We start from the raw sequence: 26,404 nt of genomic DNA, 5'->3' as shown, positions 1-26,404 counted from the left end.
AGAGCGCCCGGATTGCATTGCATGGTTTCTGCAATGCAATCGGAGGAGTCCCAGATGCGCTCGATCTTCACCGTCTCCGCCGTGTTGCTCGTGGCGGCCGTCCTCGCCCTGCCGGCCGTGGCCAAAGATCGCCCCGTCACCGATCAGGAACGGACAAAGCTCGAGGAGGCCGTAAAGGCAGCCGGCTGCACCGGCGGAAAGATGGAGTTCGACGACGACAAGGCGACGGCGCACCCGGCCGGCAAATTCGAGGTGGATGACGCCATGTGCGGCAACCAGAAGCACGATCTCGTCTTCGATACGGACTTCAAGATGCTGTCGAAGAAGGTCGACTGACGTCGTGTGCTTCAGGCTGGCAGGTCCTGCGGCCGCCAGCCTGAAGCAGCCTCGCGGGCGATTCGGGTGAAGTTGCGCACCAGGACAGAGCCATTGCCGGTGCGCCACACGGCCACCACCGGCAGCGGCGCGGGCTTCTCGGCGATCGCCAGGCAACGCAGGCCCGGCATGTTGAAGCTCGTGACCGTGGAGGGCGCCAGGGCGACGCCGAGACCCGCGCCCACGAAGCTCGCGACGGTATGGATTTGGTCGGCATATTGCGCGATGCGCGGCTCGAATCCCGCGCGGCGGCACATTTCCATCACGCGAGCGTGAATGAGAGGCGAGCCTGCGCGGGAATACATGACGAAAGGTTCGGCGATGAGTTGCTGGATGCTGGTCGCCCGGCGATGCGCGAGCGGGTGGTGCGCGGGGACTAGGGCCAGGAACGGCTCGCGAATCAGCGTTACCATCTGGAGGGCGCGACTGCTGATTGGCGGACGCAGCAGCCCGATATCGATGACGCCGTTCTCGAGACACTTCACCTGGTCCGGGTTGCGCATCTCGCGCAGTTCGAGTTCGACGTCGGGATAGGCGGCACGAAACCGGACCACGATCCCAGGGAGGATCGTGAAGGGTGTGGAGCGCACAAAGCCGATCACGAGTCGTCCGGTCTCGCCGGTCCCGAGGCGCCGCACGTCGGCCTCGGCTTGCTCGACGCCGTCCAGAAGCCGCCTGGCCCGCTCGTAGAGCAGCAGGCCGGCCTGCGTGACCTCGAATTTCTTCTGGCTGCGATGGAGAAGGACGACTCCCAGTTCGCGTTCCAGTTTCTGGATTTGGCGGGTGAGGGGAGGTTGGGCGATGCCCAGTGAAGCCGCGGCGCGACCGAAGTGTCCCTCGCGGACGACGGCACTGAAGTAGCGAAGCGTTCTCAGGTCCATGATCGATACCATAATGGTATCAAGAGCATCCGCCAACTGTATTGGACGTATTCTCTGGAAGGGAGCAACGTCGGGTTGCAGTTCGGACTGTTCGCCCGGTGCGCCGGTGTCCTGGTGAAAGGACATGGGGTGCGGCGGTCGCCCTTCGTGGTCCGGCAGGAGTCGCGAAGCGTATAGAACCGGGTTCGTCCTGGTGGCCGACCCCGCCGGGCTCCTGTGAATAGTGGAAGAGAAGATAGATGGCCAAATCACATCCCGTGGACGCGCATGTCGGAGTGCGCATGCGCCAGCGGCGCACCTTGATGGGCATGAGTCAGACCAAGCTGGGCGACGCCGTCGGTCTCACCTTCCAGCAGGTCCAGAAATACGAGCGGGGCGCAAACCGCGTGGGCTCAAGCCGGCTCTATGAATTCGCCAAGGCGCTGGACGTGCCGGTCTCCTACTTCTTCGACGAGATGCCCGGCAACGCACTGTCCGGCCGTCCGATGGCGGCCAAGGTGAAGAAGGGGACCGGCTTCGGCGAGGCAGGTACCCCGTTCGCCACCGAGAAGGATCCGCTGATCAAGCGCGAGACGCTGCAGCTGGTGCGCGGTTACTACAAGATCCGGGACGAGGCGGTGCGCAGGCGCATCTACGAGTTGGTCAAGAGCATGGGGGAGGCCAGCCACGCTGGCCGCCCGGCGAAGAAGAAGTAGCCGCTCAGCCTCACCCTCCTCTCCTCTGGCCGAGAAGAGGAGGGCGACTTCCATCATGCCGCCAGCAGATGCTCTGCAATCTGGACGGCGTTGAGCGCAGCACCCTTCAGGAGCTGGTCGCCCGCGACGAACAGTGAGATCGAATGGCCGGTCGGGTCGCCGAGATCCTGGCGAATGCGTCCGACCAGAATGTCGTCCTGCTGGGTGGCATCGCGCGGCATCGGGAAGAGATTGCGCTCGCGGTCGTCGACGATGCGCACGCCCGGGGCGCTGGCAAGCAGCGCCCGGACCCGGGCCTCGTCGATCGGCCGTTCGCATTCGAAGGTCACGGCGGCGGCATGGGCGCGCAGCACCGGCACACGCACGCAGGTCGCCGATAGCCGCAGCTCCTCGTCGCCGTAGATCTTGCGGGTCTCGCGCATGACCTTGGTCTCTTCGTCGTTGTAGCCGGTCGCGGGATCGATCGCGGTATTGTGGCTGAACAGGTTGAAGGCGTAGGGATGCGGGAGCACCCTTGGCTTGAAGGCGCGGCCCTCCAGATAGGCGCGCGTCGAATCGGAAAGCTCGTCCATCGCCGCCGCGCCGGCGCCCGAGGCGGCCTGGTAGGTGGCGATGCTCATCCGCCGGATGCGATTGTGCTGATGGATCGGCCAGAGCGGCGTGATGGCAATGATCGCCGCGCAATTGGGATTGGCGACGATACCCTTGTGGCTGGCGATTGCGCCGGCATTGATCTCGGGAATCACCAGCGGCACCTCGGGATCCATGCGGAAGGCGGAGGAATTGTCGACCACGATGGCACCGGCCGCGACGGCGATCGGGGCGTAGCGCTTCGAGATGGCGCCCCCTGCAGAGAATAGGGCGATGTCGACGCCCTCGAAGCTGTGCTCGGTCAGCTCCTGGACGACGAGGGCCTTTCCGTCGAACGACAGTTCGCGGCCCACCGAGCGGGCCGAGGCCAGCAGGCGCAGTTCCTTCACCGGGAAGCGGCGCTCGGCCAGGCAGCGCAGGAACTCCACGCCGACGGCGCCGGTCGCACCGACGATGGCTACGGTAAGGGGGCTCGAATTCATGTCTGTCTCCTTCGTTGAGGCCGGGAAACGGACGCCTGGAAAGACAAAGGCCCCGTCCGAACCGGCGGGGCCTTGAGAGGTTGTCCTATGTCACGTTCGACTTTACGCGCACGTCCTCGCCGGCCCACCGAAGGTGGTCGTTTTGGTGGTCGCGGTCGCTTTGGTCGCGGAACGCTTCATCGTAACAGGGATATACGGCGAAGGCCTGGCGCCTGTAAAGGCGTCACCGGCTGTCTAGCTCGGTCGCAGGAACGGCTTGTCGCCGCAGACCGTGACCCTGTGGCCGTACCGGCGGTGCGGGAAGTAGTCGAACATGGCGTGGTGCTGGACGCAGCGATTATCCCAGAAGGCGACGGAGTCGGGCTGCCACTTGAAGCGGCACTGGAACTCCGGCGTCTCGATGTGGCGATAGAGCATCTCGAGCAGGGCGTCGCTCTCGTGTCGCTTGAGCTGCGGGATGCGCAGGGTGAAGCCGCGATTGACGTAGAGGCTCTGCCGGCCGGTTACCGGGTGGGTTCTCACGACCGGATGCTCGGCATTGGGGAACTTGATGTCGCCGCGGTCCGTGGCCTTCACCCGGTAGTAATGCGCCTTGGAGCTGTCGTGGAGGGCGGTCAGGCCTTGCAGCATCTGCTTGATCGGCTGGGAGAGCGTGTCGTAGGCGCGGTACATGTTGGCGAACAGCGTGTCGCCGCCACCCTCGGGCGGGACCTCGGTGAGATGCAGGATCGAGCCCATCGGCGGCTCGAGATCGCACGACACGTCGCTATGCCATTCCTCGCCCGCCACGTGCTTCGAATTCTCGTCGGCTTTGATCACCAGGATTTCGGGATGCTCGGGGAAGGCGATCGGCGCATTGGGATGGACGTGCAGCGGTCCGAACCGTCGGCCGAACTCCTTGTGCTGCTCGATCGACATCTTCTGGTCGCGGAAGAAAATCACCAGGTTCTCCATCAGTGCATCGTGCACTTCCTGAAACTGCTGGTTGCCGAGCGGCTTGCCGAGGTCGACACCGAATATCTCCGCCCCGATGGAAGGCGTCAGCTTGCGGACTTCGATCGACTGATAGGCCATTGGGGTTTCCTCCAGGATTATGGCTTCGTTGAGAGGCAGGATACGCCGGTCTAGACTGCGGATGCGATGAGGATCGATGTCGATCACTATCTGGTGCTGGGCGTCCCTCGGACAGCGGACGCGGCGACGATCCGTGCTGCCTATGTGGCACTGGCCAAGCGCTATCATCCGGACGTCGCGGCGGGAAATCCAGAGCTCGCGGCCTACAATTTTCGGCAGATTGCCGCCGCCTACAAGACACTCTCCGATCCGGAGAGCCGCGCCCACTACGACGCCAGGGTGCAGGCGGCCCTCGACACGGTACGGGCCTCGATGTCTGCCCGGCCGCCGCGAGCCGCCCTGTCGCCCGCCTACCTGCCGCATGCCCACGCGGCGGCGCGACGTCGCTCGATCACGGTCGTTGCAGTCGTGGTGCTGGTCTTCCTCGGACTCGGCAGCTATCTCGCCACCCGTGCCGTGAAGGAGGCGGCATCCGGCGCGATGCTGGCCAGGACCGAGACGCCGGGCGAGGCGAGGGCGCCATTCAGGCCGCAACCCAACCCGCTTCCGCCGATCGACCAACCGAGCCAGTTCGGCCCCTCGTCCCGGCCTACTTCCACGCCGATCGGCGGTGTGGCGGCCGGTCGCTCCCTCACGCCCAGGCTTTCGCCGGCCGAGGTCACGGACGGCCAGTCGGTTTGCGTCGCCGCCGACGGCGCGAGGTTCACCCTGGTCAATCGCGGCGGCGAGCCCATGGTAACCTACAACGGCGTGCAATCGGTGCAGGCCTCGGTGCAGTTCTTCGAGCGGCATCTGGTGGTGCTGACCGACATCGTGCCGAGCGACTCGATCATGATCGTGATAAGGCGCGGTCGGGAGCGCGGCACCCTTGTGTATTATGTCGACCCCGCCGGCGCGATCGTCCAGACGATCGCGGCGAAGTGCGTGGGACAGGCTTACTGATCGACGAAGGCCGGTCGTTTTACTTCTTATTCAGGCTTTCGAGCGTCGGCAGGCGGTAGCGGTCCTCCGGGTCGTTCCAACCCTTGAAGTTGGGCTTGCGCTTCTCGGCGAAGGCCGCGCGAGATTCCATCAGGTCGCTCTTGGCGCCGTGATCGTGCAGGGCATCGGCGAGGCGCTGCATGTCGGGGCCGGGTGCGGGACGCATCTGCCGCATCATGTGCACGGTGTTGACGCGAGAGGCTGGCGGCAAGGTGAGCAGGTGCTCGGCCATCGACATCGCCGTCGGCATGAGCTCGGCGGCCTCGACGAGGCGGTTGACGAAGCCGATCTCGTAGAAGCGCTGCGCGGTGAAGCGGAAGCCGAGCGCCATCTCCATCGCCACCGGATAAGGCAGGTTGGCGATGTGGCCGTGATTGTAGCCGCCAAGCAGCCAGCGCTTCGCCTCGGAGACCTCGAATACCGCCTCACGCACGGCGACGCGCAGGTCAGTGCGTTCGACCAGCATGAAGCCGCCGCCCATGGCGAAGCCGTTGATCGCGGCGATCACGGGCTTCTCGAGCTTGCCCGACATGAACGGATCCTCGATCTCGGGCCGGCGGCCGCCCGGCGCGCCGTCCTTCAGGGATTCCTTCATGTCCTCGCCGGCGCAGAACCCGCGGCCGGCGCCGGTGAAGATCGCGACTTCCAGCTCCTTGCTGGCGCGGAATTCGTTCCATGCCGCCGACAGGTCCGTTCGCATTTCGTGATTGAGCGCGTTCAGCCGCTCGGGTCGGTTCATCCGCACGACGAAGATCTGCCCGTGCTTCTCGGTTTCGACGACAGCCATGTATTGCTCCTATCCGTTCAAGAAGTTGGCCGGGTCAGCGCCGTTCGAAGTCGATGCGCTCGTCGACCGGCAGGCCGAGCAGGTGACGGCGCAGGCAGTCGAGCCCCAGTTCGGTGGCGCCGACGCGCACCCAGTCGCGACCGCCGACCAGACGCGCCTGGCGCGTCACCGCCCCGTCGCCATCCGCGAGACCGATGCAGATCGTGCCACCCATGTCGGGGCGGTCGGTGCCTTCGTCGAGTTCGAGCAGGACGACCAGCGCGTGACTCGCGCCGCTCGAGGCGCGTAGCGACTTGGCGACGGCAGCGGCCTGGTCGGGCGTGACCGCGGTGGCGCCCAGTTCGGCAAGATCGCGCGCGATGGTGCCGCGGCGGAACGCCCTCTCCGCGCCGGGGAGCGGGGCGATGCGCGCGGCTAGATGGCCTCCGGTCAAGGTTTCGGCAATGGCGAGAGTCGATCCGCTCGCGAGCAACCGGCCCAGGATCACGCCTTCGATGGTCTCATCGTCTTCAGCCACGATGAAATTGCCGAGCCTCCGGCGCACCTCGGCCTCGGCCGGGTCGAGCAGGGCCGCCAATGCCTCCTCGTTGTCGGCGCGCAGGGCGAGCTTGGTCTCCAATTGGGGATAATGCGCCTGGAAGCCGAGCTTGATGCCGCCGTCCTCCTTGAAGACGTCCATGTCGCCAAGCATCTGGTCGGCACGCGACTCGCCGATGCCGAACGTGTGGAAGCGCTTCAGGCGGGTGACGCCCGTGATGCCGCTCATCGCCAGGATGCGCGGCAGGATCTGCTCGTCGAGCATGCGGCGCATCTCGCGCGGCACGCCGGGGGTGAAGAAGAAGCGCGCCTTGCCGATGGTGACGGCGAAGCCGCACGCGGTGCCGATCGGATTGTCGATGAACTCGGCATTGGCCGGCAGCATCGCCTGCTTCCTGTTGTTGGGCGGCATGACACGGCCGCGCCGCGCATAGGACTCTTCCATGCGCGTCATCCAATGGGCACTCAGAACCAGCTCAACACCGCAGGCCTGGGCCGCGACCTCCTGTGAAAGATCGTCGACCGTGGGGCCCAGCCCGCCGTTCACGATCACCGCATCGGCGCGCGCGCCGGCCTCGTGGAAGGCCTTCAGCAGACTCTCGCGGTCGTCGCCGACGGTTGTGCCCCAATGCACGCCCAACCCGAGCTCGACGAGGCGGCGGGCGATGTGGCTGTAGTTGGTGTTGATGGTCTTGCCGGTGAGGATCTCGTCGCCGGTACAGAGGATTTCGACTCGCATTCGCGGGAGTATCGGCGAACGTCGCCTCTCACGCCAGCGACGTTCTGATCTCCAGCCCGTTCTTCAGGGTGAGCGTAACGGGTGTCCGCTCGGCGATGTCGGCCATGCGCTTCTTCTGCTCGTCGTCGACGGCGCCCTCGATCGTGAGGATTCGGTCGATGCGTTGCTTGTCGCCGTCACGGCTGAAATGGATGTCGGCATGAACTGCCGTCACAGGCCACTGCTTGCGCTCGGCATACATGCGAAGCGTGATGACCGTACAGGCGCCCAGCGCCGAAGTAAGCAGATCATAGGGGGCGGGGCCGGCATCCTTGCCGCCCAGTTCCGGCCCTTCGTCGGCCGTGAGCTTGTGATGTCCGCCATGGCCGGTGGCGATGGCCGTCTCGTAGTTGGTCGTGCCGATGCTTGCCTTTGCGTGAGCCATGTCGCTGTCGTCGCCTCCTGATGCTGGAGGGCCCGTTGCCGGGCCCTCGCACCAGTCTAGCGACGCTTGCGGCTGGAAGCTGCCTTCTTCACGGCCTTCTTCGCAGCCTTCTTGGCGGCGGTCTTCGTCTTGGTCACGGCGGTCTTCGCCTTGGACACGGCCTTCTTCGCCGCCTTCTTCTTCGCAACCTTCTTCTTCGCAGCCATCTAACTCTCCCTGTTCAGGTCATGGAACGGCACACGACGCACCGCTCCTGATTGCATCTAGATCACGATTCTTATCTCTGTCACGCATTCTTCGCGTGATTTTATCGTGCCGATGTGAGTCATGTGGTCGCTGAGCGACGCATCGGCCGGGAGTGCCGCGAGCAAACCACCCGCAGTTTGCGGATCGAACAGCACTGGAATCATCGCATGACCGGACGCGCGGTCGAGTCCGTCGATGAGATGGCGCGCGCGCAGATTCGCAGGCTGAAGCGAGCTCGCGAAGCCTTGTGCGAACAGTTCGATCGCGCCTGGAAGCACCGGCAACGAGTCGAGATACAGATCGACGATGACGTTGTCGCTGGCACGAATCATCTCGCTCAGATGACCCGCGAGGCCGAACCCCGTCACGTCGGTGCAGGCATGCGCGCCCGCCGTCACCAGCGCACGTGCAGCATCGCCCGATGGCTTTCGCATCGAAGCAAGCGCACCTTCGATCCAGCTCGCCTTCGCCATGCCGCGCATCGCGGCGGCGAAGATCACGCCGGTGCCGAGCGGCTTCGTCAGCACGAGTTTGTCGCCCGGCTTCAGCCCGCCCTTGCGCAAGGCTTGCGAGGCGACGACGAGACCGTTCACCGAGAAGCCCAGGGCCGCCTCGGGTCCCTCGCCGGAATGGCCGCCGATCAGCGCGCAGCCCGCGCCGTCGAGGATGCGCCGCGCCCCGGACAGCATCTGGAAGAGCTCTTCCTCCATCAGTCGTTCGGCCGCCGCCGGCACGACCGCCAGCGCGAGCGCGCTGTGCGGCTTCGCACCCATCGCCCAGACGTCGCCCAGCGCATGAACGGCGGCGATTTCGCCGAAGACGAAGGGATCGTCGACGAAGGTGCGGAAGAAATCGACCGATTGCACCAGCGCCTGGCCCGAAGGCACCTCGATCATCGCCGCATCGTCGGGGACGTCGAGGCCGATCGCGACATTCGCGCCAGGCGAAGGACCGAGCCGTGCCAGCACGCGATCGAGCACGCCGGCGCCGACCTTGGCGCCGCAGCCGCCGCAGCGCATGCCGATATCGGCCAGCAGGCGCGTCCCCTCGGCATCGGCCAGTCGCGGATCGGGCGGGGCAAGGCGTGCGGCGCTGTCCATCGGCGTCGCTGGCGGCTCGCGATACATGCGCATCCACTTGCGGTCGATATGGTCCTTCCAGCGCCACACCCACGAGCCTTCGACGGCCCACGAGCCCCGCGTCGCCACCGCGTTGCCGTCGCCGGTGCCGAGGATCGAGAGGTAGCGTCGTTGCGGCGTGAAGGGCTCCAGCGTCTGTCCTACCAAGGCGCGGCGCAGGTTGGCGGCCAGCGGCGGCCCGTGACGTACCGCGAAGACGCCGGCCTTGGGACGCGGATGGGCCGTCACGCTGGCGCAGTCGCCAGCGGCGAACACGCGCGGATCGCCCCTCGAGGCGAGGGTCGGTTCGACCGAGAAGAAGCCGCGCTCGTCGAGCGGCAGGCCGGTGCCGCCGAACCAGGCCGCGGCGCTGGCCTGCGTCACCACGAACACGTCGTCGACCGGCAGGCGCTCTCCGGTTTCGAGATGGACCGCCTCGGCATCGATGCGCGTGGTCGCGGCGTTTTCGATCAACCGCACACCGCGGCGTGCGAAGACGGCGCGCATGCGCCGGCGCGCCCCGACTGCCTGACCCGACAGGATTTCGCCCTTGGTGGCCAGCGTGACCGAGACCTGCGCATTGCGGGCGACGGTACGCAGTCGATGGTCGATGGCCAGCGCCAGCTCGACACCGCCCGCGCCGCCGCCGATCACGGCGATGCGCAGCGCGCCCTGCCAGTCCTTGACCCGTTCGAGGAAGCCCAGCCAGCGGCGGCCGAGTTCGGCGATGGGCTTCACGGGCGTCGCATGCTCGGTCGCACCGGCAATCGCGCCCATGCTGGGCGAAGAGCCGACGTCGAGCGACACGAGATCGTAGGAGATGGGCGGACGGTCTTTCAGCAGCACCTGCCGGTTCATGCGATCTAGCCCGATCGCTTCGGCATGGATGAGGCGCGCGCCGGTCCAGGCGCAGAGCCGCGCGAGGTCGATGTGGCACTCGTCGAACGAATAGGCGCCGGCCACGAAGCCTGGGATCATGCCGGAATAGGGCGTCTCGATGTCCCGCCCGATCAGGGTGACCCGTACCCCGGGCATCGGCTTCATGCCGAAGCTCTTCACGACATGGACGTGCGAGTGGCCGCCGCCCACGAGCACGAGATCCTTGAGGAGAGGAGCAGCCTGCATCCCACTCCTATAGACTATGGGCCGGGAGGCGAAAGACCCCGGCTACTGACCGAGGAACGTCGGGAGTGCCGAGCCATAGGCGGTGGCGCCGCCGCTGTTGCGGTCGATCTTCAATATGCCTGGCGGTCCATACAGCGTCCCCTGTCCGTCGCCGTTGAGCACGTATGTGCCCTGCGGCGTGTAGAGGGTGCCGCCCCGCAGGTCCCCGACATACGTGGTCGTGCCCGATGGTCCGTAGAACGTGCCGCCACCCCTTCCGTCGCCCAGGAACACGGTGCTGCCCGTGGGGCCGCTGAACGTACCGCCCGACCGGTCGCCGGAATAGAGCGCGGTTTGTGCAGACGCGGTGGCCGGGCACATGCCGAGAGCGAGCAAGCTGGCGATCAAGAGACGGCGCATGGGCTGTTTCCTCCGAGGATGTCGCGCCGCTCAGAATAGATTGCATTGGTTGTTTTAAAACAAACCTTGGGTTGTTTTCTCCATTTCCGTGGCAAGTCCCTGCGATCAACAGGTGGCGTGTGCGAGAATTATAATGTATATCAATTGATTAGGGGTGCTTGTTCCCCTGGTTTCGGAGCACCTCTGCATGGCCGTCACTTCCGGCCTCTCGGTTTCCCCAGATTTTCCCGAAGACGAGTCCTCGTTCGCCGCGCACCCTCGTTCGGCGTGGTCGCTGTCCTGGCCGCTGGTGGTGGGGCTGCTCCTCTTCATCTGTCTCGCCAACGGCAGCGGTCTACCGCTGCTGGCCGATCCAGACACACACTGGCACATCGCGGTCGGGAACTGGATGTTGGCCAAGGGCGCGGTGCCGACGGTCGATCCATTCTCCTTCTCCTTCGCGGGACAGCCGTGGATCGCCAAGGAGTGGCTGTCGCAGCTCCTGATGTCGGTCGCGTTCAAGCTTGGCGGCTGGGGTGGCGTCACCGTGCTGGCTGCAGCCGCGCTTGCCGTGTCCTTCGCAATGATGCTGCGGCTCCTGCTGCGGGACCTGCGCCCCTTGCCGGCGGCGGTGTTCGTGCTGGCCGCCATTGCGATGACCTTGCCGCACTTCCTCGCGCGGCCGGCGGTGCTTGCCTTCCCGTTCATGCTGATCTGGATGGCGGGTCTCGTGCGTGCCGTCGAGGAACGCCGCGCGCCGCAGCCACTGCTGCTGCTCGTGATGCTGCTCTGGGCCAACCTGCACGGCAGCTTCATCATGGGCCTGCTGCTGAGCGTCGCCTTCGCGGTCGAGGCGGTGGTCGGCGCGCGTAGTGCGGAAGAGCGCAAGGTCCTTCTTTCGGGCTGGGCGAAGTTTGGCATCGCCTCGTTCCTCGCGGCCTGCATCACGCCCTACGGACCCGAATCGATCTGGGTGACGCTGCGCATCTTCGCCCTCGACGACACGCTGGCCTTCATCACGGAATGGAAGTCGCCCGACTTTCAGAAGGCGCCGCTGCAGGAGTTGGTGCTTCTGATTGCCCTCTATGCCGCCCTGTCGCGTGGCCTCAAGCTGCCGCTGCTGCGCCTGCTGATCGTGCTCGGCCTGCTGCATCTCTATCTCCGCTACGCCTTCAATGCCGAGCTGCTGGCCATGCTCGCGCCGCTGGCGTTGGCACCGCTGCTGGCGCGTCAGTGGCCGGCGCTGCGGCCCGATCCCGCTGCCGGTCACGACGGTTCGCTCCCCGGGCAGGCTGCCGCACTGGCATTGCCGGCCGGCCGCGCCGCCGTCGTCGTGGGTGTCGCCTGCTGTGCGCTGATCTCGCTCGGCCTCGTGCGCTACGGCGGCATCGTGCCGCCGCTCTCGACCATGCCCTCGACCGCGATGGCCTATGTGAAGCAGGCGGGGATCGGCGGTCGTGTACTCAACCACTATGTCTTCGGCGGCTATCTCATCCATGCCGGCGTGCCGACCTTCATCGACGGCCGCGGCGAACTCTACGGCCGCGACTTCATCCGGCGCTACGCCGACACGATCGGCCTGCGCGGCGGCGAGCCGTTGGAACAGCTGCTCGAGCGCAATCGCATCGACTGGACCTTCATGCCCCCCGACCAGCCGGTCAACCGCCTGCTGGCCCGCCTGCCGGGCTGGCGGCAGGCCTATGCCGACGAGGCAGCGGTGATCTTCGTGCGCGAGCGCTGAGCGCCTCAGCGCCAGTCGATCGGATTGGCATCGAGATAGACCAGAAACCCGTAGACGAAGATCGTCGGCAGGGCCGTGACCCCCGACAGGATGATCGCCGTCTTCTTCGCTCCACGATGCTTGAGCGCGAGGGCGCTGGCAGTGGCCCCGGCCAGGAGCAACATCGCAACGACACAGCTCAGGATCTCGAGGGCCATCACGCCGTCATGGATGAGCATCTCGAGCACGAACCATCCGAGGCCGAGAATCCCCGCGATGTTCACCGCGGCAAACCCGGCAACGAAGATGTCGGTCGCGTTCCGTCGTGGGTCTGGACTGAAGTTCAGCAGCAGGACGAGGGCCATGACGGCGGCGATCAGAAGGGTGAGGAGCGGGGACATTTCCCCACGCTATTCCTTCAACACGATCCAGGTGCAGTGTCCGATCGCACAGAGGCGGCCGGACTCGGTGTAGAGCGCCGTGCCGGAATAGAGCTTGCGGCCCTCGGCGCCGATGCGCCAGCCGACGACGGCGCAGCGTTCGCTGACCTTGGGGCGCTCCAACACTTTCGCGGTCATGCGGCCGGTGAGGGCGGGGCGAATGTCCTCGGGATCCTGGGCGGCCCAGGCGCCGGGGCAGTCGAGCGTGCCCCACAGGAACTCCGGCCGGATGCGGCCGTCGCCGTCGGCGTGATTGGCGTGCGGCACGTAGCAGGAGAGGGACGTCCCGCTGCCCGAATGGCTGCCGAACACTCGCAATCCGTCGCCCACGCCGCGACTGCGGCCACAGACGAGGCACCACTGGAAGTCGCTGCCCTCGCCGCAGCCGCCGACCGCGTCCTGGTGCATCACCGTATCCCAATCGGACGGCGGCTTCGGCGGATCGAGATGATCGACCCTCCCGGCGCGCGCCTCGCAGATCAGCGTGTCGCCGTCGCGCATCGTCATCACCGCATCCTCGCGCACGAGGTTCATCGGGGTCTCGATGGGAATCGGTGCGCGCAGGGTGATCTCGACGGCGCCGTCGCCGCCGAAGGCCCTGGTGTAGCGTTCGGCCAGCAGGCCGGAGACATAGCCGCCATTGCCGGAGAGGCGCGGGCCGTTGAAGCCGGCCGGGATGATGAGAGTGTCGTCCACCGTGGCCCTCGCAGCGTGGAAATCGGCCGCCGAAGCTGCCGTGCGCATGCGGAGAATGCAAGCCTGCCGGGCCGCCAACCGGCTTGCATCGCCGCTCGTGCTCGTCGAGGGTGGAAACGATGGGATCGGCTTTGCCGTGGGCGCTCGTGGCGCTGTGTTTTGCGCTCGGCGTGGCCAGTCGCTCGATCAGCGACACCTTCCTCGTCTTCGTGCCGGCGCTCCAGCACGCCTTCGACGCCAATCGCGGCTCGGTCACGCTGATCTATAGTTTCGCCCTGCTGGTCGGCGGCACCGCCGCGCCGATCACCGGGTGGATCCTCGACCGTTTCGGCCTGCGCACACTCACCGTGGTCGGCGTGATTGCGGCCGCCTCCAGCACCGCCGTCGCCTCGCAGGCCAGCCACCTCTGGCACCTCTATCTGTCGCTCGGACTCATGATGGGATTCGGTGCGGCGTCGCTGTCGGGGATCCTGTCCTCGTCGCTGATCGGCCGCTGGTTCCCGGCCAATCGCCTGGGTGTGCCACTCGCCGTCTCGTGGTCGGCGTCGGGCGTCGGCGCGATGGCGACCTTTCCGGCGGCGCAATATCTCATCGAGACCGACGGCTGGCGCCACGCCTACCTCGTCTTCTCTTGCGTAAGCGCGGTCTTCATTCCGCTGCTGCTGGTCTTGCCCTGGAAGAAGATCGAGCGCGGGGCGCCCGGCCTTGCCAAACTGCGCGAGACGGCGGCGCCCGGCCTCACGGTGCGCGAGGCGTTGCGCGACTGGCCGTTCTGGGCGCTCACATCGTCGTTCGCCCTGACCTCGATCGGCATCTTCGCGCTGATGCCGCAGACCATGGTCTATCTGCTCGAGCGCGGCATGGACGGATCGTACGCGGCGCGCGCCATGGCGGTCGCGGGCTTCCTGACGCCACTCGGCATGATCGGCTTCTCGTGGCTGGCCGATCGCGGCGGCCGCCGGCTGGCGGCGATCCTGGCCTATGCCTGCTCGATCGCCGGCGTCGGCGCCCTCGCAATGGTACGGGGACCCGGCGACGATCTCTGGCTGTGGACCTTCGTCCTGCTGTTCGGCGGCAGCATGGGGTCGCGCGGGCCGATGATCTCGACGCTCGCCACCCTGCGCTATCGCGGGGCCCATTTTGGCCGAATCTACGGGCTGATCGCCATCGGCATGGGGCTGGGCGGTTTTCTGGGCGCCTGGATCGGGGGCGTGCTGCACGACCTGACCGGCGGCTATGCCGCCGTCATGCTGCTTTCCGTGGTGGCGCTGGCCACCGCCGCCGCAACCCTGGGATCGGAGGCCGGCGCCCGGGAGCGCCTCAGCCGCTAGGACCCAGACTCCCATGACATGTTGGTGACGACGACTCCCGGATATTGTGTTTCGCCGGGAGTCCGGCCACTATGGCCGGCATGTTGGACCGCATCGATTTTCCGAGTAGTCCCATCCTGCGGCGGCGGCGGGCCTAACCGTGGCGCCCGGCCTTGAGTCCTGCCACGCGCTGGTGCTCAACGCCGATTTTCGGCCTCTGTCGTATTTTCCCCTGTCCGTCTGGTCCTGGCAGGATGCCGTCAAGGCGGTGTTCCTGGACCGTGTCAGCGTCGTTTCTGAATACGACCGCACGATCCACAGTCCGACCTTCGAGATGCGGCTGCCCAGCGTCATCGCGCTCAAGGAGTACGTCCCGGCGGCGCGCCGGCCGGCCTTCACGCGCTTCAACGTCTTCCTGCGAGACCGCTTCACCTGCCAGTATTGCAACGGTGACTTCGCGACCAACGAGCTCACCTTCGACCACGTGATCCCGAAGTCGCGTGGTGGCCGCACGAGCTGGCAGAACGTCGTGACCGCCTGCAGTCCGTGCAATCTCCTGAAGGGTAACCGGCTGCTGCACGAGAGCGGCCTGCTCCTGCGCTGTGCGCCCGCCGAGCCCTCGACGCAGCTGCTGCAGGAACACGGGCGCGCCTTCCCGCCGGGCTACCTGCACGAGAGCTGGCGCGACTTCCTGTACTGGGATTCGGAGCTGGACCAGGGCTAGGGCTTTCGTGTGCGAAAGCCCTGCTGCGTGAGCCTCAGATCGCGATGACGAGGTGAATCAAATCCGCGTCGACAGCCAGATCGCGAGCCGGGAGCCGGTTTTGATCACCGCCGACAGCGCCTCGTAGGCGGGTGCCTGTTCGGCGCCGGCGGCCAGCGCCGTGTCGCGATGCTCGATCTCCTCGGCACGGAACTTCTCGACGGTCGTGCGCAGCTCCGCCTCGTCGTCGCCGAGCTTCGCGGCCTGATGGGCGTAGTGTTCCTCGATCGTCTCCTCGACGGCGACGGTGCAGGCCATGGCGGCCTTGTCGCCCATCAGCGCCGTGGCGGCGCCCAGGGCGAAGCCCGCCACGTTCCACAGCGGCGACAGGACGGTCGGCCGCACGCGGCGCTCGACCAGCAGGCGGTCGAACACCTTGTTGTGCTCGCGCTCCTGGGCCGCCATGTGCTGGATGCGGCGGCCGGTCTCGCTGTTGGAGCGGCCGGTCCAGCGAAGCGCCGCCAGCTGGCCCTCGTAGATGCGCACGGCGCCGAACTCGCCCGCCTGGTCGACGCGGATCGTGCGTTCGACCACCTCGCGGGGCTCGGGATCGCCGGGATTGCGGTTGGCGCCGGTCTTCATCATGGGAACCTCAGCTTGTCCTGGCCGTGCGCGACAGGCCGGAGGCCAGGCCGACGGCGAGGATGGCCGAAAGGATCGCGTTCCAGCCGGCCATCGAGATGCCAAACAGCGACCACACGATCGCATCGCAGCGAACCATCTTGGCACCGAACAGGTGCTTCTTCAGCTCCTCCGGCGACAGGCCGGTCGGTATCGTACCCGTGCAGGATTGTGGCCCCGCCCACCAGCGATACTCGACGCCGGCGTGGAAGATGCCGATGGCAGAGCTGACCGCGATGGCGGCGATCGCGAGCACCATGAACCAGGTGGCCGTGCGCGGCCGGCTCGACGAGGCGAAGGCCGCGAGGCCCGCCACCATGGCCACGATATGCGGCCAGCGCTGCCAGTGGCACATCTCGCACGGCGGGAAGCCCATAACGTACTGGAAGAACAGGGCGGCCCCCAGCATCAGGCCGCTGCCGAGGAGGGCGACGAGGCCGAGCTGGCTGGGGAGGGGGAGGCGCTGCGTGGTAGCCATGGGGCAGTCCTAGAAGAGAAAGCGAACGACGACGAAGCCCCCGATCAGGGCGAACAGGAATATCCAGGTGAGCAGGGTAAGGCGCTTCTCGATGAAGGCACGGATCGGCTCCCCGAACTTCCAGAGCAAGGCTGCCACGAGGAAGAAGCGCAGGCCACGCGTCACGATGGACGCCCACACGAACGTGAACAGGTCGAAATGCGCGGCGCCGGAGGCGATGGTCACCAGCTTGTAGGGGATCGGCGTCAGGCCCTTGATGAGGATGATCCAGGTGCCGTACTGCTCGAACCCTGCACGAAAGGTCGCGAGGCCCTGCTGCAGCCCATATGTCTTCACCACCCAGGCACCCAGCGTCTCGAAGAAGTAGTAGCCGATCGCATAGCCGAGAAGGCCGCCCAGCACCGAGCAGACGGTGCACACCAGGGCGATGCGGAACGCCTTTTCCCGGTTGGCCAGGATCATCGGTACCAGCATGACGTCCGGCGGGATGGGGAAGAACGAACTCTCCATGAAGGAGACCACGCCCATCGCGGGAATTGCGTTCTTGTGCTGGGCGAGGCGAATCACCCAATCGTACAGACGGCGGATCATGCGCCCGCTCTTAGCGTGTCGCTACGGGCGAAGCGAGGGACCTTTCCCGCGTTGGACGCCGGGCGCTACCGGGCTTCTGGTCGCGCCCCATCCAGCTGGTGCAAAGGCTACTGCCGTTCCGACTACCCCGCTGGAATGAAGTCGGTTTTCCAGTATGGCTCCAGACCCGGTGCGCCCACACCGAGAGTCACGGCCAGACCGAGCGCTTCATCCTTCACTGTGGCCACAATCGAACACCCGGAATGAGCGCTGGTGGGAATCGAAATGGTATCGCCCGGCAAGGCCAGCACGGCGGGAGCGCTCACCTCGACGCCCGGAGGGAGGGTCTCTGCGGTCGCCGTCGAATCGACCATAACCCGTCTGGCCTTCCCGTCGAAGCGAGCCAACACAAGGGTCGGTTTGGTGAATCGGACCTCCACGCCGTCGGGTGTTCGGTTGGCCGACCGGACACCACAAAGATGGCCGGTCTCGCTGACCGTGTTTTGCGATGTAGCAGGATTGCTTCGAGGGAGCGGCTGTTTCGGCCCATCCGCACAGGCCGTAGCGGAGAGGCTGGCAAGAAGCGCGAGAAGGTACCTCGCACTGTGGCTCAAAGTCGGTAAGGAAATCATCTGGTCGGCGTTCCGCTGCATCGAGATATTCGATTCTTCTCGCATCGTCGCGACAAGTCGTTGCCAGGGCACGGTCGACTGCGCGGCGCTCGCTGGTCGTAAGCTGGGGCGAATCGGTCGATCCGAGACGGCAGGACCGCCGGAGTCTTTCCGATTTGGATTGAACCGCCAGAGTTCGGGCTCAATCGCGCGCGCATTCAAATGGGGAAGTGCCCCGTCATACGGGGCGATGGGGGCATGCCCATCGTCACCGCGCATCCTGCCCCCTCCGTCGTCGTGAGACGATGACACCTCCCCATTTGAACGGGAGGAAGGTCATTCTACTTCGGCCGGAAAGACTCTAGGAGGCGGCAAGTCTCTTGGGAATGCGCCTCTTGCGGGACGGGACCTCGCTCGCCTGGGCCGCGTGAGCCGGTGGATCGCCGAGCAGGCGATCGAACTCGCGCTTTGAGACTTCATAGCATTCGCACGACCGCTCGCGCAGGCCGCGCCGGTCGAGAATGTTGACGGTGCCGCGGCTATAACGGATCAGGCCAGCCTGCTGCAGTTTTCCCGCGGCCGCCGAAACGCCGGTGCGCTGGACACCCAGCATCATGGCCAGGAACTCCTGGGTCAGCAGAAACTGATCGGTCTTCATGCGATCGTGCGTCATGAGCATCCAGCGACAGCAGCGCTGCTCGAGGGAGTGGAAATGATTGCAGGCCGCCGACTGCGCGACCTGGTTGAACAGCGCATGCGCGTAACGCAGCATCACCATCCGCATCGAAGCGCTGCGCGCCAGTTCGGCACTGAACAGGGCGGCTGACATGCGTAGCCCCTCGCCAGGAACCTGGACGTAAACGCTGGTCGGTGCGCGGTCGTCGCCCAGCAAGAGTGGCAAGCCGACAATGCCCTCGTTTCCAATCGTGCCGACCTCGGCCGCCGCGCCGTTGGACATGGTGTTGACCAGAGATCCGACGCCAGTTTCGATGAAGTAGACAAAATCGAGCGGTTGGCGTGCGCGGTAGAGCGACTGGCGGTAGGTGAGGGGAATGCGCTCGAGGTGCTTCTCGAGGCGCCTGCGATCCCTTGCCGGCAGCAATGCCAGCAACCTGTTGGCAGCCGTCTTGCCCGATGGGCGCCCTGTCATCTTGTCACCTCTTGAAGCGCCTTCTCGTGGACGCAAGTGCTGGCCGCAGTTTCCGTCAATCGGCGTCCTGCGAATTCCGCTCGGCTCTTTCGCGTGTTCGGGGACAGCGACATGTCCGGCCCGACACGTGCGCGTGATCGTTCGCTTTGCTGTATCGCACTCGATCGTCTCGGGGATTTCCGCGGTGAATGAACGATTGCATTGCACCACCCAATGGCACCACGGCCACGATTCAACTTGCGCTTGCCGCCTGGCAATGTCGAGTCGTCCTGGCGGAAGCGGGCTGCAAAAGGGAATGCGTCGCATGCCGCATTCTCCCGTTTGTCCGCCGTCCGACATTGTATCTCGACTCTGCATTGCAAGAGGCGCAAGCATCGTATTGCCCATGAGCGGGATGCGCTGCCTCGCTATGGGGCCGCCGCAACAGCCAATGGCTGAATGCCGGCCTGGTTGAGGGGGATCAATCGGCACTTTGCGCAGCCCTGCTAGGTCACTTGGCTCCGGGATGTCCGGAGCACATCGGGGGAGGTCGGCCTCATGGCATTCGAACAGTCCCTGTTCTCAAAAGTCTTCACGACCAGCGTAGGTTTGGGCAAGGAAGCGCCTCGCTCAGCGGCCAGCTACGAGCGAGAACTCGCGGAACATCGGGGCACGGAAATCCGCTTGCGCGAGGAGCTTGCCAGCGAGGAGGCGCTGCTGCGCCAGAAGGATCAACTCATCCACGCCCGCGAGGTCTTGAGCATGGAAGCCGATCACCGGCTGCTGAACGGGCTGCAGATGATCGTGAGCCTGCTGTCGCTGCAGAGCCGGGCGATGCCGAATGCAGATGCCGCCGAGCATCTTTCTGCGGCGGCCAACCGCGTCGCCACCCTCGCTCGCGTCCATCGGCGCCTGCATGCGCTCGACAGCGAGAAGACCGTGGCCTTCAAGCAGTTCCTTCGCGAGCTGTGCGGTGAATACGGATCGATGCTCGCATCGGAAGACCGCTGCAAGCAGACGATCGTCGTCGAGGGCTGCGAAGCGAACTTGCCGGCCTCGATCGCCGTGCCGCTCAGCCTGATCGTAAACGAATTGATCACCAACGCCGCGAAGCATGGCGTGGGCGTGATCACCGTCCGACTGGAAGGGCTGCCGGAAGGCGGACATCTCCTGTCGGTTTGCAACGCGGGGCCGTCGCTGCCCGAGGGCTTCGATCCGGCCGCGTCGAAGGGACTCGGCATGAAGATCGTGCAGGCGCTGGTGGAACAGATCGGTGGAGCGCTTCGGGTCGGCCACTGTGCCCACTGCGGCGGACCGGAATTCGCCGTGGGCTTCGCCTAGACACGTCGCGGGCAACGCCCGGTTTGCGGGGAGCCAGCAGCATGTCGGTCAGCGCCGTTCCTGTCGTGGTGGCGATCATGTTCCCCTTGGGCCGGTTCAGCCGCCTCGGCCGCCGTGCTGATCATCGTCGGCGTCCACATGTTGACGAGCCTGCGGCGGGCGGCCGACAGTCCGGCGCATGACCAGACTGCGCCTTCATCGGGAGAACCATCTCGTCCAACGAATCGGCTGGCTGCGCGCCGCCGTTCTGGGCGCCAACGATGGCATCGTCTCGACGGCGAGCCTCATCGTTGGCGTCGCGGCGGCCGCCACCGCGCCGGGCGAGGTGTTGATTGCGGGCGTGGCAGGCCTCGTGGCGGGCGCGATGTCGATGGCGGCCGGCGAATATGTGTCGGTGAGTTCCCAAGCCGACACCGAGCATGCCGATCTGGCACGCGAGGGCGCGGAGCTGGCTGCCAACCCCGATTTCGAACGCGACGAGCTTGCGGAAATCTACATTGGCCGTGGGGTCGAACCGGTCCTGGCGCGGCAGGTGGCCGAGCAGTTGATGGCCAAGGGCGCTCTGGCGGCCCATGCGCAGGACGAACTCGGGATCTCCGCCGCTACCACGGCCCGTCCGCTCCAGGCTGCTTTGACCTCGGCCGCTACATTTTCGGTTGGTGCTGCCATGCCGCTGCTCATGGTCGTCGTGGCACCGGCCGCTTGGCTGGTGGTTGTGGTGAGCGTGGCGTCGCTGGTCTTCCTCGCCCTTCTCGGCGCCATTGGCGCGCGGGCGGGTGGCGCTGACGTCTGGCGCGCCACGGTCAGAGTGACCTTCTGGGGCGCGCTCGCCATGGCGCTGACTGCCGGCATCGGGCGCCTGTTCGGGACGGTCGTCTGAGGGTTCGATCTCGCTGCCCTGGAGGCGGCTACCCGCCGTCGGCGTGGTCAGTGAACGGCCCGGCGTTCGGTTTCGAGCGCTTCCTTCAGATCCTCCACCTCGGCCACCAGCCACTCGTGCTGACGGGCCTGTGCCACGGACACGATGGACAGATGAAGGACCGTGGCCTGGAGATAGTCGATGAGCGCGGCCTGATAGGCCGTGGAGTGGGCGGGCGTTCCATCGACGCGCGCCCGCGCCTCGATAGCCTGCCGGGCAGCAACTTCGAGTTCCTGGCTGAGCTGGACGTCATTCATGGGATTCTTGCTCCTTTCAGGTGCTCGCGCCGCGAGGCCCTTTCTGCGGGCGCGCTTTGACGTCCTCGTTCTGGCTGCCGGGGATGGCGGCACCGCCGTCGTCGCGCGTGGTCCGAGGATTGTCCTTTTGACCCCGCTCCTGTTGCTGGCCGGGAGGGCCGCCGGCGCCCGGATTGAGGCGCTCGTACTCGCGCTCCGGGGAGAGCTCGGACGGGGGTGGGGCGGGAGGTGACGCGGGACGGGCCGCCGCGGACGGGTTTGATTTTTCGACCATATCGACTCAACTCCCGCAGAGCCCGCTTCGTTGCCGAGGGGAGGGCACACTCCCAAGATTCGTTGGCGGGTCCCGCTCGCGTCGCGGCCTCCCCACGTCTCGACGCACTTCCTGACGATGCTGCCCGGCAACCAGCCGTGCGGTACGGTGTTTCTGCACGGGCTTCACATTTGTTGCAGCAAACCTCATTATCCGCCGCCTCTCACGACCCTCTCAGTCAGCACACCGCAGGACCATGCCGGATTCCGACGATCGCCCGACGACCGACGATTCCTCTCTCCTGTTTCTTGCCGGCGGCGGCGAGCTCGGAGCACTGATCCGGGGGTATGACTGGACGAACAATCCGCTCGGACCGCCGGCAAACTGGCCCCAGAGCCTGAAGACGTCCGTCCGAATCATGCTCACCTCGCGCCAGCCGATCTGGATCGGCTGGGGACCCGAGCTGATCTATCTCTACAACGACGCCTACAAGTCGATCATCGGTGGCAAGCACCCGGACGCCGTGGGCAAGCCGACGAAAGAGGTCTGGAGCGAGATCTGGACGGATATCGGCCCGCTTCTCGACACCGCGATGGGCGGCATCGAAGGGACCTATGTCGAGGAGCAGCTCCTGCTGATGGAGCGTAACGGCTATCCGGAAGAGACCTACTATACCTTCTCCTACAGTCCGATTCCTGACGATGACGGCAAGCCGGGCGGCATCATCTGCGCCAATACCGCCGATACGGCGAGGGTGATCGGTGACCGGCAGGTGGCCACGCTCCGGGAGCTCGCCGCGCGCACCGTCGATGCGCGGACCTGGGAGGATGCCAGCCGTCAGAGCGTCGCGGCGCTCTCGATCAACCCGCGCGACATCACTTTCGCGCTTCTCTATGTCGTCCAGCCCGGCGGCGAGGAGGCCGTCCTGGCCGCGCGCCACGGCCTGCCGCCCGGCCATCCCGCCGCCGTCGAAACTCTCCATCCCGCGAATGGCTCGGCCTCCTGGCCGATCGAGGGCCTGACGAAGGAAGAGCCGCCGCGGCTGGTCGATCTTGCCCGGACGTTCGGCGCCGCCGCGCCGGGCGCGGCCTGGGACCGCGCGACCCAATGGGCGGCGGTCGTGGCCGTGCCGCCGTCCCGCGAGACCGGACGCGCCGGCTTTCTCGTGGTCGGCCTCAGCCCGTACCGGCTGTTCGACGACGTCTATGCCGAGTTCGTGAACCTGATCGCGGGACAGATCGCAACGGGTATCGCCAGCGCCGATGCCTACCAGGAGGAGCGCCGCCGGGTCGAGGCGCTGGCGGAACTCGACCGTGCCAAGACCACCTTCTTCTCCAACGTGAGTCACGAATTCCGCACCCCGCTCACGCTGATGCTGGGGCCGCTGGAGGAGGTGCTCGCCGGCGGGCTGTCCGTCGAAGAGGCACTCCGGCATGTCGCGCTGGCGCATCGCAACGGCAATCGATTGTTGCGCCTCGTCAACTCGCTGCTCGACTTCTCGCGTATCGAGGCGGGACGCATGCAGGCCACCTACCGGCCGACCGACCTTGCCCGCTTCACCACCGGCATCGCCTCGAGCTTCCGCCCGACGGTCGAGAAGGCGAACCTCGCGCTGGTCATCCAGTGCCAGACGCTGCCTCAGCCGGTCTATGTAGATCGCGAGATGTGGGAGAAGGTCCTGCTGAACCTTCTTTCCAACGCCTTCAAGTTCACCTTCGCGGGCGAGATCCGGGTATCGGTCGCCGCCAGTGCCGACGGCCGGGGCGCTACAATCGAGGTCTGCGACTCCGGCATCGGCATCGCTGAAACCGAGTTGCCGCGCCTGTTCGAGCGCTTCCATCGCGTTCAGGGCGCGAAGAGCCGCAGCTTCGAGGGCAGCGGCATCGGCCTGGCGCTGGTGCAGGAGCTGGTCCGGCTGCATGGCGGAGAGATTCACGCCGACAGCGTCGTCGGCCAGGGCACGAGCTTCACGATCACCGTGCCGTTCGGCCATGCCCACCTTCCGGCCGCGCAGGTCCTCGACGAGGTCGACCTGTCGACCGATGTGGTGCGCGCCCAGGAATATGTCGAGGAGGCGATGGGCTGGCTGCCGGACGCGCGGCAGGCGGACGCCACGGGCGAACTTTCCTCTTCGATGTCGGGCATAGTTCCGGTCGGAACGGGAAAACGCATCGTGCTTGCCGACGACAATGCCGACATGCGTTCCTATGTCGGCCGGCTGCTGATTGCCCAGGGCTATCATGTCGAGCCGGTCGCCGATGGAGAGGCCGCCGTGGCTGCGGTGCGGCGGGAAGCGCCCGACCTCGTCCTTACGGACGTGATGATGCCCGGTCTCGATGGCTTCGGCGTCCTGCGCGCGCTTCGCATGGATCCGGCGACGGCAAGCATCCCGATCGTGCTCCTCTCGGCGCGCGCCGGCGAGGAGGCGAAGGTCGAGGGCCTCGAAGCCGGCGCCGATGACTATCTGGTGAAGCCGTTCGCCGCGCGCGAGCTGCTGGCGCGGGTCAATGCCAACATCCAGATGGCGGAGCTGCGCCGCGAGGCCAGCCGCGCCATCTTCGAGAGCGAGCAGCGCTTCCTGATGACGAAGGATCGCCTCGCGCTCGCGCTGTCGACAGGACGCGTGGCCGTCTTCGAGTGGACGATCGACAGCGACAAGCTGGCGATCTCGGGGCCGCTCGCGGAGGTGTTCGGCATCGCCCAGAAGGACGCGGAAAAGGGCCTGCCGCTCGGCGACTTCGTGGCCGGCATCGCACCGGAGGATCGTGACCGGGTGACGAAGGCCATCGGCCGCTCGATCGCGACAGGCGAGCCCTACCAGGAGGAATACCGCGTTATCGGCTCGGGCACCGCGCATGTGGTCGTGGCGCGCGGCCGCATCGAGACCGGCAGCGACGGCGCCCGGCGCATGGTGGGCGTCGTCATCGACATCACCGAAGCCAAGGCGGCGGAGAACGAGATCCGCGAAAGCCGTGCGGCTCTCGAGGTGATCAGCCAGGCTTCGGCCGCCGTCTCGGGCGATCTCGATCACGAACGCCTTGTCCAGACGATCACCGACGCCTGCGTGGCCGTGACGGGCGCCCAGTTCGGCGCGTTCTTCTACAACGTCGTCGACGATGCGGGTGAGGGCTACATGCTCTATTCGCTGTCCGGCGCGCCTCGCGAGGCCTTCGACAGGTTCCCGATGCCGCGCAACACCGCGATCTTCGAGCCGACCTTCACGGGCACCGCGGTCGTGCTCTCCGACGACATCACGCAGGACCCGCGCTTCGGCCGCTCGGCCCCCTATCACGGGATGCCGCCGGGACATCTGCCAGTGCGCAGCTACCTCGCGGTGCCGGTGCGGTTGCGCACCGGGAAGGTGCTGGGCGGGCTCCTGCTTGGCCATCCCGATGCCGGTGTGTTCGGGGAACTGGCGAAGGACCGCGTCGTCGGTCTCGCCAGCCAGGCGGCCGTCGCCATGGACAATGCGCGGCTGTTTCAGGAGAACGCGCGCGAGCTGGAGCAGCGGCGCCGGACGGAGGCCCTGCTCAAGACGCTGAACGAGACGCTGGAACAGCGGGTCGCCAGCGAGGTCGAGGAGCGCAGCAAGGCCGAGGCGGCGCTGCGCCAGGCGCAGAAGATGGAAGCCGTCGGCCAGCTCACCGGCGGCGTCGCGCACGACTTCAACAATCTGCTGACCGTCATCATCGGCGGCCTCGAGACGGTGCGGCGGGCCAAGCCGGGCGACACGGCGCGGGTGCAACGCGCCGTCGACATCGCCCTGCAGGGTGCCCAGCGCGCGGCCAGCCTGACGGCGCGGCTGCTGGCCTTCTCGCGCCGGCAGCCCCTGGCGCCCAAGCCGGTCGACCTCAACGTGCTGGTCCGTGACATGACCGAGCTGCTGCACCGGACGCTGGGTGAGCAGATCGAGCTCGAAGGGGTGCTGGCGCCGCGCCTCTGGACGATCGAGGTCGATCAGAACCAGCTCGAGAGTGCGCTGCTCAATCTCGCGGTGAATGCGCGCGACGCCATGCCCGCGGGCGGCAAGCTCACCATCGAGACGGTGAACACCGCGCTCGACGAATCCTATGCTGCGGTCGATTCGGAAGTGAAGCCCGGCCAGTACGTCGCCATCTGCGTCAGCGATTCAGGCCACGGCATGTCGCCGGAAACGCTCGTGCGCGTCTTCGAGCCGTTCTTCACCACCAAGGAGGTCGGCCGCGGCACCGGCCTGGGCCTCAGCATGGTGTACGGATTCGTGAAGCAGTCCGGCGGGCACGTCACGATCTATAGCGAGGAGGGCCACGGGACGTCGGTCAAGATGTACTTCCCGAGGTTCCTCGGGGCGACGGTGCTGGCCGACGAAGGCAACGCTCTCGCCGTGCCGACGAGCAGCGAAGGCGAGGTCGTGCTGGTCGTCGAGGACAACGAGGACGTGCGGACCTACAGCTCGATGGTGCTGAAGGAACTCGGCTATCGCGTCCTCGAATCGTCCGAAGCGGAATCGGCTCTGGCGATCCTGCGCGGTCCGACCCGCATCGACCTGCTGTTCACCGATGTGGTGCTCCCCGGCAAGAGCGGCCGCGTGCTGGCCGACATGGCCTCCGACCTGCGGCCGGGCCTGAAAATCCTGTTCACGACCGGCTATTCGCGCAACGCCATCGTCCACCAGGGCCGCCTCGACGCCGGCGTCCAGCTCATCACCAAGCCCTTCACCTTCGAGCAGCTGGCCGCTCGTATCCGCGACGTCCTCGACATGAAGTGACGCGTTAAGCGTCGGAGGTCTGTCAGGGAATGGCGATGCAGGCGTAGGCGCGCAACATTGTTGCGTCGGCGCCTGGATTGCGGGGGTGCGACTCCCGCTTCGTTTGTTTCGTTTAT

At 66.3% G+C, this 26,404-nt stretch carries 26 protein-coding genes; 9 read left to right on the top strand and 17 right to left on the bottom strand.

The genetic code is table 11. The features are described 5' to 3' along the window. Positions 1 to 54: 54 nt before the first annotated feature. On the top strand, positions 55 to 336 hold the full coding sequence (locus tag ACP15H_RS14820; RefSeq protein ID WP_425066947.1) for a hypothetical protein: 282 nt from the start codon (positions 55 to 57) through the stop codon (positions 334 to 336). A gap of 11 nt (positions 337 to 347) precedes the next feature. Here ACP15H_RS14820 and ACP15H_RS14815 read toward each other — a convergent pair whose 3' ends face one another. After that, on the bottom strand, positions 348 to 1,382 hold the full coding sequence (locus ACP15H_RS14815) for a LysR family transcriptional regulator (protein WP_425066946.1): 1,035 nt from the start codon (positions 1,380 to 1,382) through the stop codon (positions 348 to 350). 113 nt (positions 1,383 to 1,495) lie between these two features. On the opposite strand from ACP15H_RS14815, the gene ACP15H_RS14810 reads away from it, so the two are divergent. Then, complete coding sequence (locus ACP15H_RS14810; RefSeq protein ID WP_425066945.1) at positions 1,496 to 1,951, top strand: helix-turn-helix domain-containing protein; 456 nt, start codon at positions 1,496 to 1,498, stop codon at positions 1,949 to 1,951. A 53-nt stretch (positions 1,952 to 2,004) separates the two neighbouring features. Here ACP15H_RS14810 and ACP15H_RS14805 read toward each other — a convergent pair whose 3' ends face one another. Both ACP15H_RS14805 and ACP15H_RS14800 read right to left on the bottom strand, forming a co-directional pair. Further along, positions 2,005 to 3,024, bottom strand: coding sequence for an aspartate-semialdehyde dehydrogenase (locus ACP15H_RS14805; RefSeq protein ID WP_425066944.1), 1,020 nt, complete (start codon positions 3,022 to 3,024; stop codon positions 2,005 to 2,007). A 234-nt stretch (positions 3,025 to 3,258) separates the two neighbouring features. Then, positions 3,259 to 4,098, bottom strand: coding sequence for a TauD/TfdA dioxygenase family protein (locus ACP15H_RS14800; RefSeq protein ID WP_425066943.1), 840 nt, complete (start codon positions 4,096 to 4,098; stop codon positions 3,259 to 3,261). 66 nt (positions 4,099 to 4,164) lie between these two features. Here ACP15H_RS14800 and ACP15H_RS14795 point away from each other — a divergent pair, with 66 nt between their 5' ends. Then, the gene (locus ACP15H_RS14795; RefSeq protein WP_425066942.1) at positions 4,165 to 5,040 is read left to right on the top strand and encodes a J domain-containing protein; all 876 of its coding nucleotides are present in this window, start codon (positions 4,165 to 4,167) and stop codon (positions 5,038 to 5,040) included. A gap of 19 nt (positions 5,041 to 5,059) precedes the next feature. On the opposite strand, the gene ACP15H_RS14790 is transcribed toward ACP15H_RS14795, so the two are convergent. The 6 genes from ACP15H_RS14790 to ACP15H_RS14765 are packed head-to-tail and all read right to left on the bottom strand — an operon-like array spanning position 5,060 to position 10,454. Beyond that, positions 5,060 to 5,866, bottom strand: coding sequence for an enoyl-CoA hydratase/isomerase family protein (locus ACP15H_RS14790; protein ID WP_425066941.1), 807 nt, complete (start codon positions 5,864 to 5,866; stop codon positions 5,060 to 5,062). Positions 5,867 to 5,900: 34 nt separating this feature from the next. Beyond that, entirely contained in the window at positions 5,901 to 7,142 is a 1,242-nt protein-coding gene (locus tag ACP15H_RS14785; protein WP_425066940.1) for a CinA family nicotinamide mononucleotide deamidase-related protein, read from the bottom strand. 28 nt (positions 7,143 to 7,170) lie between these two features. Continuing rightward, the gene (locus ACP15H_RS14780; protein ID WP_425066939.1) at positions 7,171 to 7,566 is read right to left on the bottom strand and encodes an OsmC family protein; all 396 of its coding nucleotides are present in this window, start codon (positions 7,564 to 7,566) and stop codon (positions 7,171 to 7,173) included. Positions 7,567 to 7,622: 56 nt separating this feature from the next. Continuing rightward, positions 7,623 to 7,772 carry a hypothetical protein gene (locus tag ACP15H_RS14775; protein WP_425066938.1) on the bottom strand — a complete coding sequence of 50 codons (150 nt, stop codon included), beginning with the start codon at positions 7,770 to 7,772 and terminating at the stop codon, positions 7,623 to 7,625. A 57-nt stretch (positions 7,773 to 7,829) separates the two neighbouring features. Continuing rightward, entirely contained in the window at positions 7,830 to 10,055 is a 2,226-nt protein-coding gene (selD, locus tag ACP15H_RS14770; RefSeq protein WP_425066937.1) for a selenide, water dikinase SelD, read from the bottom strand. A 42-nt stretch (positions 10,056 to 10,097) separates the two neighbouring features. Further along, the gene (locus ACP15H_RS14765; protein ID WP_425066936.1) at positions 10,098 to 10,454 is read right to left on the bottom strand and encodes a hypothetical protein; all 357 of its coding nucleotides are present in this window, start codon (positions 10,452 to 10,454) and stop codon (positions 10,098 to 10,100) included. A 187-nt stretch (positions 10,455 to 10,641) separates the two neighbouring features. Here ACP15H_RS14765 and ACP15H_RS14760 point away from each other — a divergent pair, with 187 nt between their 5' ends. Continuing rightward, on the top strand, positions 10,642 to 12,174 hold the full coding sequence (locus tag ACP15H_RS14760) for a hypothetical protein (RefSeq protein ID WP_425066935.1): 1,533 nt from the start codon (positions 10,642 to 10,644) through the stop codon (positions 12,172 to 12,174). Between the two features lie 5 nt (positions 12,175 to 12,179). Here ACP15H_RS14760 and ACP15H_RS14755 read toward each other — a convergent pair whose 3' ends face one another. Both ACP15H_RS14755 and ACP15H_RS14750 read right to left on the bottom strand, forming a co-directional pair. Next, positions 12,180 to 12,554 carry a hypothetical protein gene (locus ACP15H_RS14755; protein ID WP_425066934.1) on the bottom strand — a complete coding sequence of 125 codons (375 nt, stop codon included), beginning with the start codon at positions 12,552 to 12,554 and terminating at the stop codon, positions 12,180 to 12,182. A 9-nt stretch (positions 12,555 to 12,563) separates the two neighbouring features. After that, positions 12,564 to 13,289: a hypothetical protein gene (locus ACP15H_RS14750; protein ID WP_425066933.1), complete on the bottom strand. Its 726-nt coding sequence runs from the start codon at positions 13,287 to 13,289 to the stop codon at positions 12,564 to 12,566. A 119-nt stretch (positions 13,290 to 13,408) separates the two neighbouring features. Between ACP15H_RS14750 and ACP15H_RS14745 the strand changes: the two genes are divergently transcribed. After that, positions 13,409 to 14,620 carry an MFS transporter gene (locus tag ACP15H_RS14745; protein ID WP_425066932.1) on the top strand — a complete coding sequence of 404 codons (1,212 nt, stop codon included), beginning with the start codon at positions 13,409 to 13,411 and terminating at the stop codon, positions 14,618 to 14,620. A gap of 139 nt (positions 14,621 to 14,759) precedes the next feature. Next, positions 14,760 to 15,323, top strand: a complete 564-nt coding sequence (locus ACP15H_RS14740; RefSeq protein ID WP_425066931.1) for an HNH endonuclease — start codon at positions 14,760 to 14,762, stop codon at positions 15,321 to 15,323. 57 nt (positions 15,324 to 15,380) lie between these two features. Here ACP15H_RS14740 and ACP15H_RS14735 read toward each other — a convergent pair whose 3' ends face one another. The 5 genes from ACP15H_RS14735 to ACP15H_RS14715 form a co-directional block, all read right to left on the bottom strand. After that, the gene (locus tag ACP15H_RS14735; protein WP_425066930.1) at positions 15,381 to 15,947 is read right to left on the bottom strand and encodes a demethoxyubiquinone hydroxylase family protein; all 567 of its coding nucleotides are present in this window, start codon (positions 15,945 to 15,947) and stop codon (positions 15,381 to 15,383) included. Between the two features lie 7 nt (positions 15,948 to 15,954). Continuing rightward, positions 15,955 to 16,461, bottom strand: coding sequence for a disulfide bond formation protein B (locus tag ACP15H_RS14730; RefSeq protein WP_425066929.1), 507 nt, complete (start codon positions 16,459 to 16,461; stop codon positions 15,955 to 15,957). A gap of 9 nt (positions 16,462 to 16,470) precedes the next feature. Continuing rightward, on the bottom strand, positions 16,471 to 17,052 hold the full coding sequence (locus tag ACP15H_RS14725; protein WP_425066928.1) for a YqaA family protein: 582 nt from the start codon (positions 17,050 to 17,052) through the stop codon (positions 16,471 to 16,473). 122 nt (positions 17,053 to 17,174) lie between these two features. After that, positions 17,175 to 17,921, bottom strand: a complete 747-nt coding sequence (locus tag ACP15H_RS14720) for a hypothetical protein (protein ID WP_425066927.1) — start codon at positions 17,919 to 17,921, stop codon at positions 17,175 to 17,177. An 82-nt stretch (positions 17,922 to 18,003) separates the two neighbouring features. Continuing rightward, positions 18,004 to 19,098 carry a Crp/Fnr family transcriptional regulator gene (locus ACP15H_RS14715; protein ID WP_425066926.1) on the bottom strand — a complete coding sequence of 365 codons (1,095 nt, stop codon included), beginning with the start codon at positions 19,096 to 19,098 and terminating at the stop codon, positions 18,004 to 18,006. Between the two features lie 231 nt (positions 19,099 to 19,329). Here ACP15H_RS14715 and ACP15H_RS14710 point away from each other — a divergent pair, with 231 nt between their 5' ends. Both ACP15H_RS14710 and ACP15H_RS14705 read left to right on the top strand, forming a co-directional pair. Continuing rightward, positions 19,330 to 20,112 carry a sensor histidine kinase gene (locus tag ACP15H_RS14710; RefSeq protein WP_425066925.1) on the top strand — a complete coding sequence of 261 codons (783 nt, stop codon included), beginning with the start codon at positions 19,330 to 19,332 and terminating at the stop codon, positions 20,110 to 20,112. A gap of 178 nt (positions 20,113 to 20,290) precedes the next feature. After that, the gene (locus ACP15H_RS14705) at positions 20,291 to 20,992 is read left to right on the top strand and encodes a VIT1/CCC1 transporter family protein (protein ID WP_425066924.1); all 702 of its coding nucleotides are present in this window, start codon (positions 20,291 to 20,293) and stop codon (positions 20,990 to 20,992) included. Between the two features lie 47 nt (positions 20,993 to 21,039). Here ACP15H_RS14705 and ACP15H_RS14700 read toward each other — a convergent pair whose 3' ends face one another. Beyond that, on the bottom strand, positions 21,040 to 21,288 hold the full coding sequence (locus ACP15H_RS14700) for a hypothetical protein (protein WP_425066923.1): 249 nt from the start codon (positions 21,286 to 21,288) through the stop codon (positions 21,040 to 21,042). A 509-nt stretch (positions 21,289 to 21,797) separates the two neighbouring features. Between ACP15H_RS14700 and ACP15H_RS14695 the strand changes: the two genes are divergently transcribed. Next, complete coding sequence (locus ACP15H_RS14695) at positions 21,798 to 26,288, top strand: ATP-binding protein (RefSeq protein WP_425066922.1); 4,491 nt, start codon at positions 21,798 to 21,800, stop codon at positions 26,286 to 26,288. Positions 26,289 to 26,404 lie beyond the last annotated feature (116 nt).

The sequence above is a fragment of the Reyranella sp. genome (assembly GCF_965249915.1).
In the GTDB taxonomy this organism is placed as follows: domain Bacteria; phylum Pseudomonadota; class Alphaproteobacteria; order Reyranellales; family Reyranellaceae; genus Reyranella.
This window is presented reverse-complemented; position numbering and strand designations above follow the sequence as displayed.

Bases quoted from the DNA above. Each gene is read 5' to 3' on its own strand.
- ACP15H_RS14695 (WP_425066922.1), top strand. From the start codon at position 21,798: ATGCCGGATTCCGACGATCGCCCGACGACCGACGATTCCTCTCTCCTG.
- ACP15H_RS14760 (WP_425066935.1), top strand. From the start codon at position 10,642: ATGGCCGTCACTTCCGGCCTCTCGGTTTCCCCAGATTTTCCCGAAGAC.
- ACP15H_RS14755 (WP_425066934.1), bottom strand. From the start codon at position 12,554: ATGTCCCCGCTCCTCACCCTTCTGATCGCCGCCGTCATGGCCCTCGTC.
- ACP15H_RS14820 (WP_425066947.1), top strand. From the start codon at position 55: ATGCGCTCGATCTTCACCGTCTCCGCCGTGTTGCTCGTGGCGGCCGTC.
- ACP15H_RS14795 (WP_425066942.1), top strand. From the start codon at position 4,165: ATGAGGATCGATGTCGATCACTATCTGGTGCTGGGCGTCCCTCGGACA.
- ACP15H_RS14765 (WP_425066936.1), bottom strand. From the start codon at position 10,454: ATGCGCCGTCTCTTGATCGCCAGCTTGCTCGCTCTCGGCATGTGCCCG.
- ACP15H_RS14725 (WP_425066928.1), bottom strand. From the start codon at position 17,052: ATGATCCGCCGTCTGTACGATTGGGTGATTCGCCTCGCCCAGCACAAG.
- ACP15H_RS14700 (WP_425066923.1), bottom strand. From the start codon at position 21,288: ATGAATGACGTCCAGCTCAGCCAGGAACTCGAAGTTGCTGCCCGGCAG.
- ACP15H_RS14745 (WP_425066932.1), top strand. From the start codon at position 13,409: ATGGGATCGGCTTTGCCGTGGGCGCTCGTGGCGCTGTGTTTTGCGCTC.
- ACP15H_RS14775 (WP_425066938.1), bottom strand. From the start codon at position 7,772: ATGGCTGCGAAGAAGAAGGTTGCGAAGAAGAAGGCGGCGAAGAAGGCC.
- ACP15H_RS14715 (WP_425066926.1), bottom strand. From the start codon at position 19,098: ATGCGACGCATTCCCTTTTGCAGCCCGCTTCCGCCAGGACGACTCGAC.
- ACP15H_RS14705 (WP_425066924.1), top strand. From the start codon at position 20,291: ATGACCAGACTGCGCCTTCATCGGGAGAACCATCTCGTCCAACGAATC.
- ACP15H_RS14720 (WP_425066927.1), bottom strand. From the start codon at position 17,921: ATGCGCGGTGACGATGGGCATGCCCCCATCGCCCCGTATGACGGGGCA.
- ACP15H_RS14780 (WP_425066939.1), bottom strand. From the start codon at position 7,566: ATGGCTCACGCAAAGGCAAGCATCGGCACGACCAACTACGAGACGGCC.
- ACP15H_RS14710 (WP_425066925.1), top strand. From the start codon at position 19,330: ATGGCATTCGAACAGTCCCTGTTCTCAAAAGTCTTCACGACCAGCGTA.
- selD (WP_425066937.1), bottom strand. From the start codon at position 10,055: ATGCAGGCTGCTCCTCTCCTCAAGGATCTCGTGCTCGTGGGCGGCGGC.
- ACP15H_RS14815 (WP_425066946.1), bottom strand. From the start codon at position 1,382: ATGTCCTTTCACCAGGACACCGGCGCACCGGGCGAACAGTCCGAACTG.
- ACP15H_RS14810 (WP_425066945.1), top strand. From the start codon at position 1,496: ATGGCCAAATCACATCCCGTGGACGCGCATGTCGGAGTGCGCATGCGC.
- ACP15H_RS14785 (WP_425066940.1), bottom strand. From the start codon at position 7,142: ATGCGAGTCGAAATCCTCTGTACCGGCGACGAGATCCTCACCGGCAAG.
- ACP15H_RS14805 (WP_425066944.1), bottom strand. From the start codon at position 3,024: ATGAATTCGAGCCCCCTTACCGTAGCCATCGTCGGTGCGACCGGCGCC.
- ACP15H_RS14735 (WP_425066930.1), bottom strand. From the start codon at position 15,947: ATGATGAAGACCGGCGCCAACCGCAATCCCGGCGATCCCGAGCCCCGC.
- ACP15H_RS14730 (WP_425066929.1), bottom strand. From the start codon at position 16,461: ATGGCTACCACGCAGCGCCTCCCCCTCCCCAGCCAGCTCGGCCTCGTC.
- ACP15H_RS14800 (WP_425066943.1), bottom strand. From the start codon at position 4,098: ATGGCCTATCAGTCGATCGAAGTCCGCAAGCTGACGCCTTCCATCGGG.
- ACP15H_RS14790 (WP_425066941.1), bottom strand. From the start codon at position 5,866: ATGGCTGTCGTCGAAACCGAGAAGCACGGGCAGATCTTCGTCGTGCGG.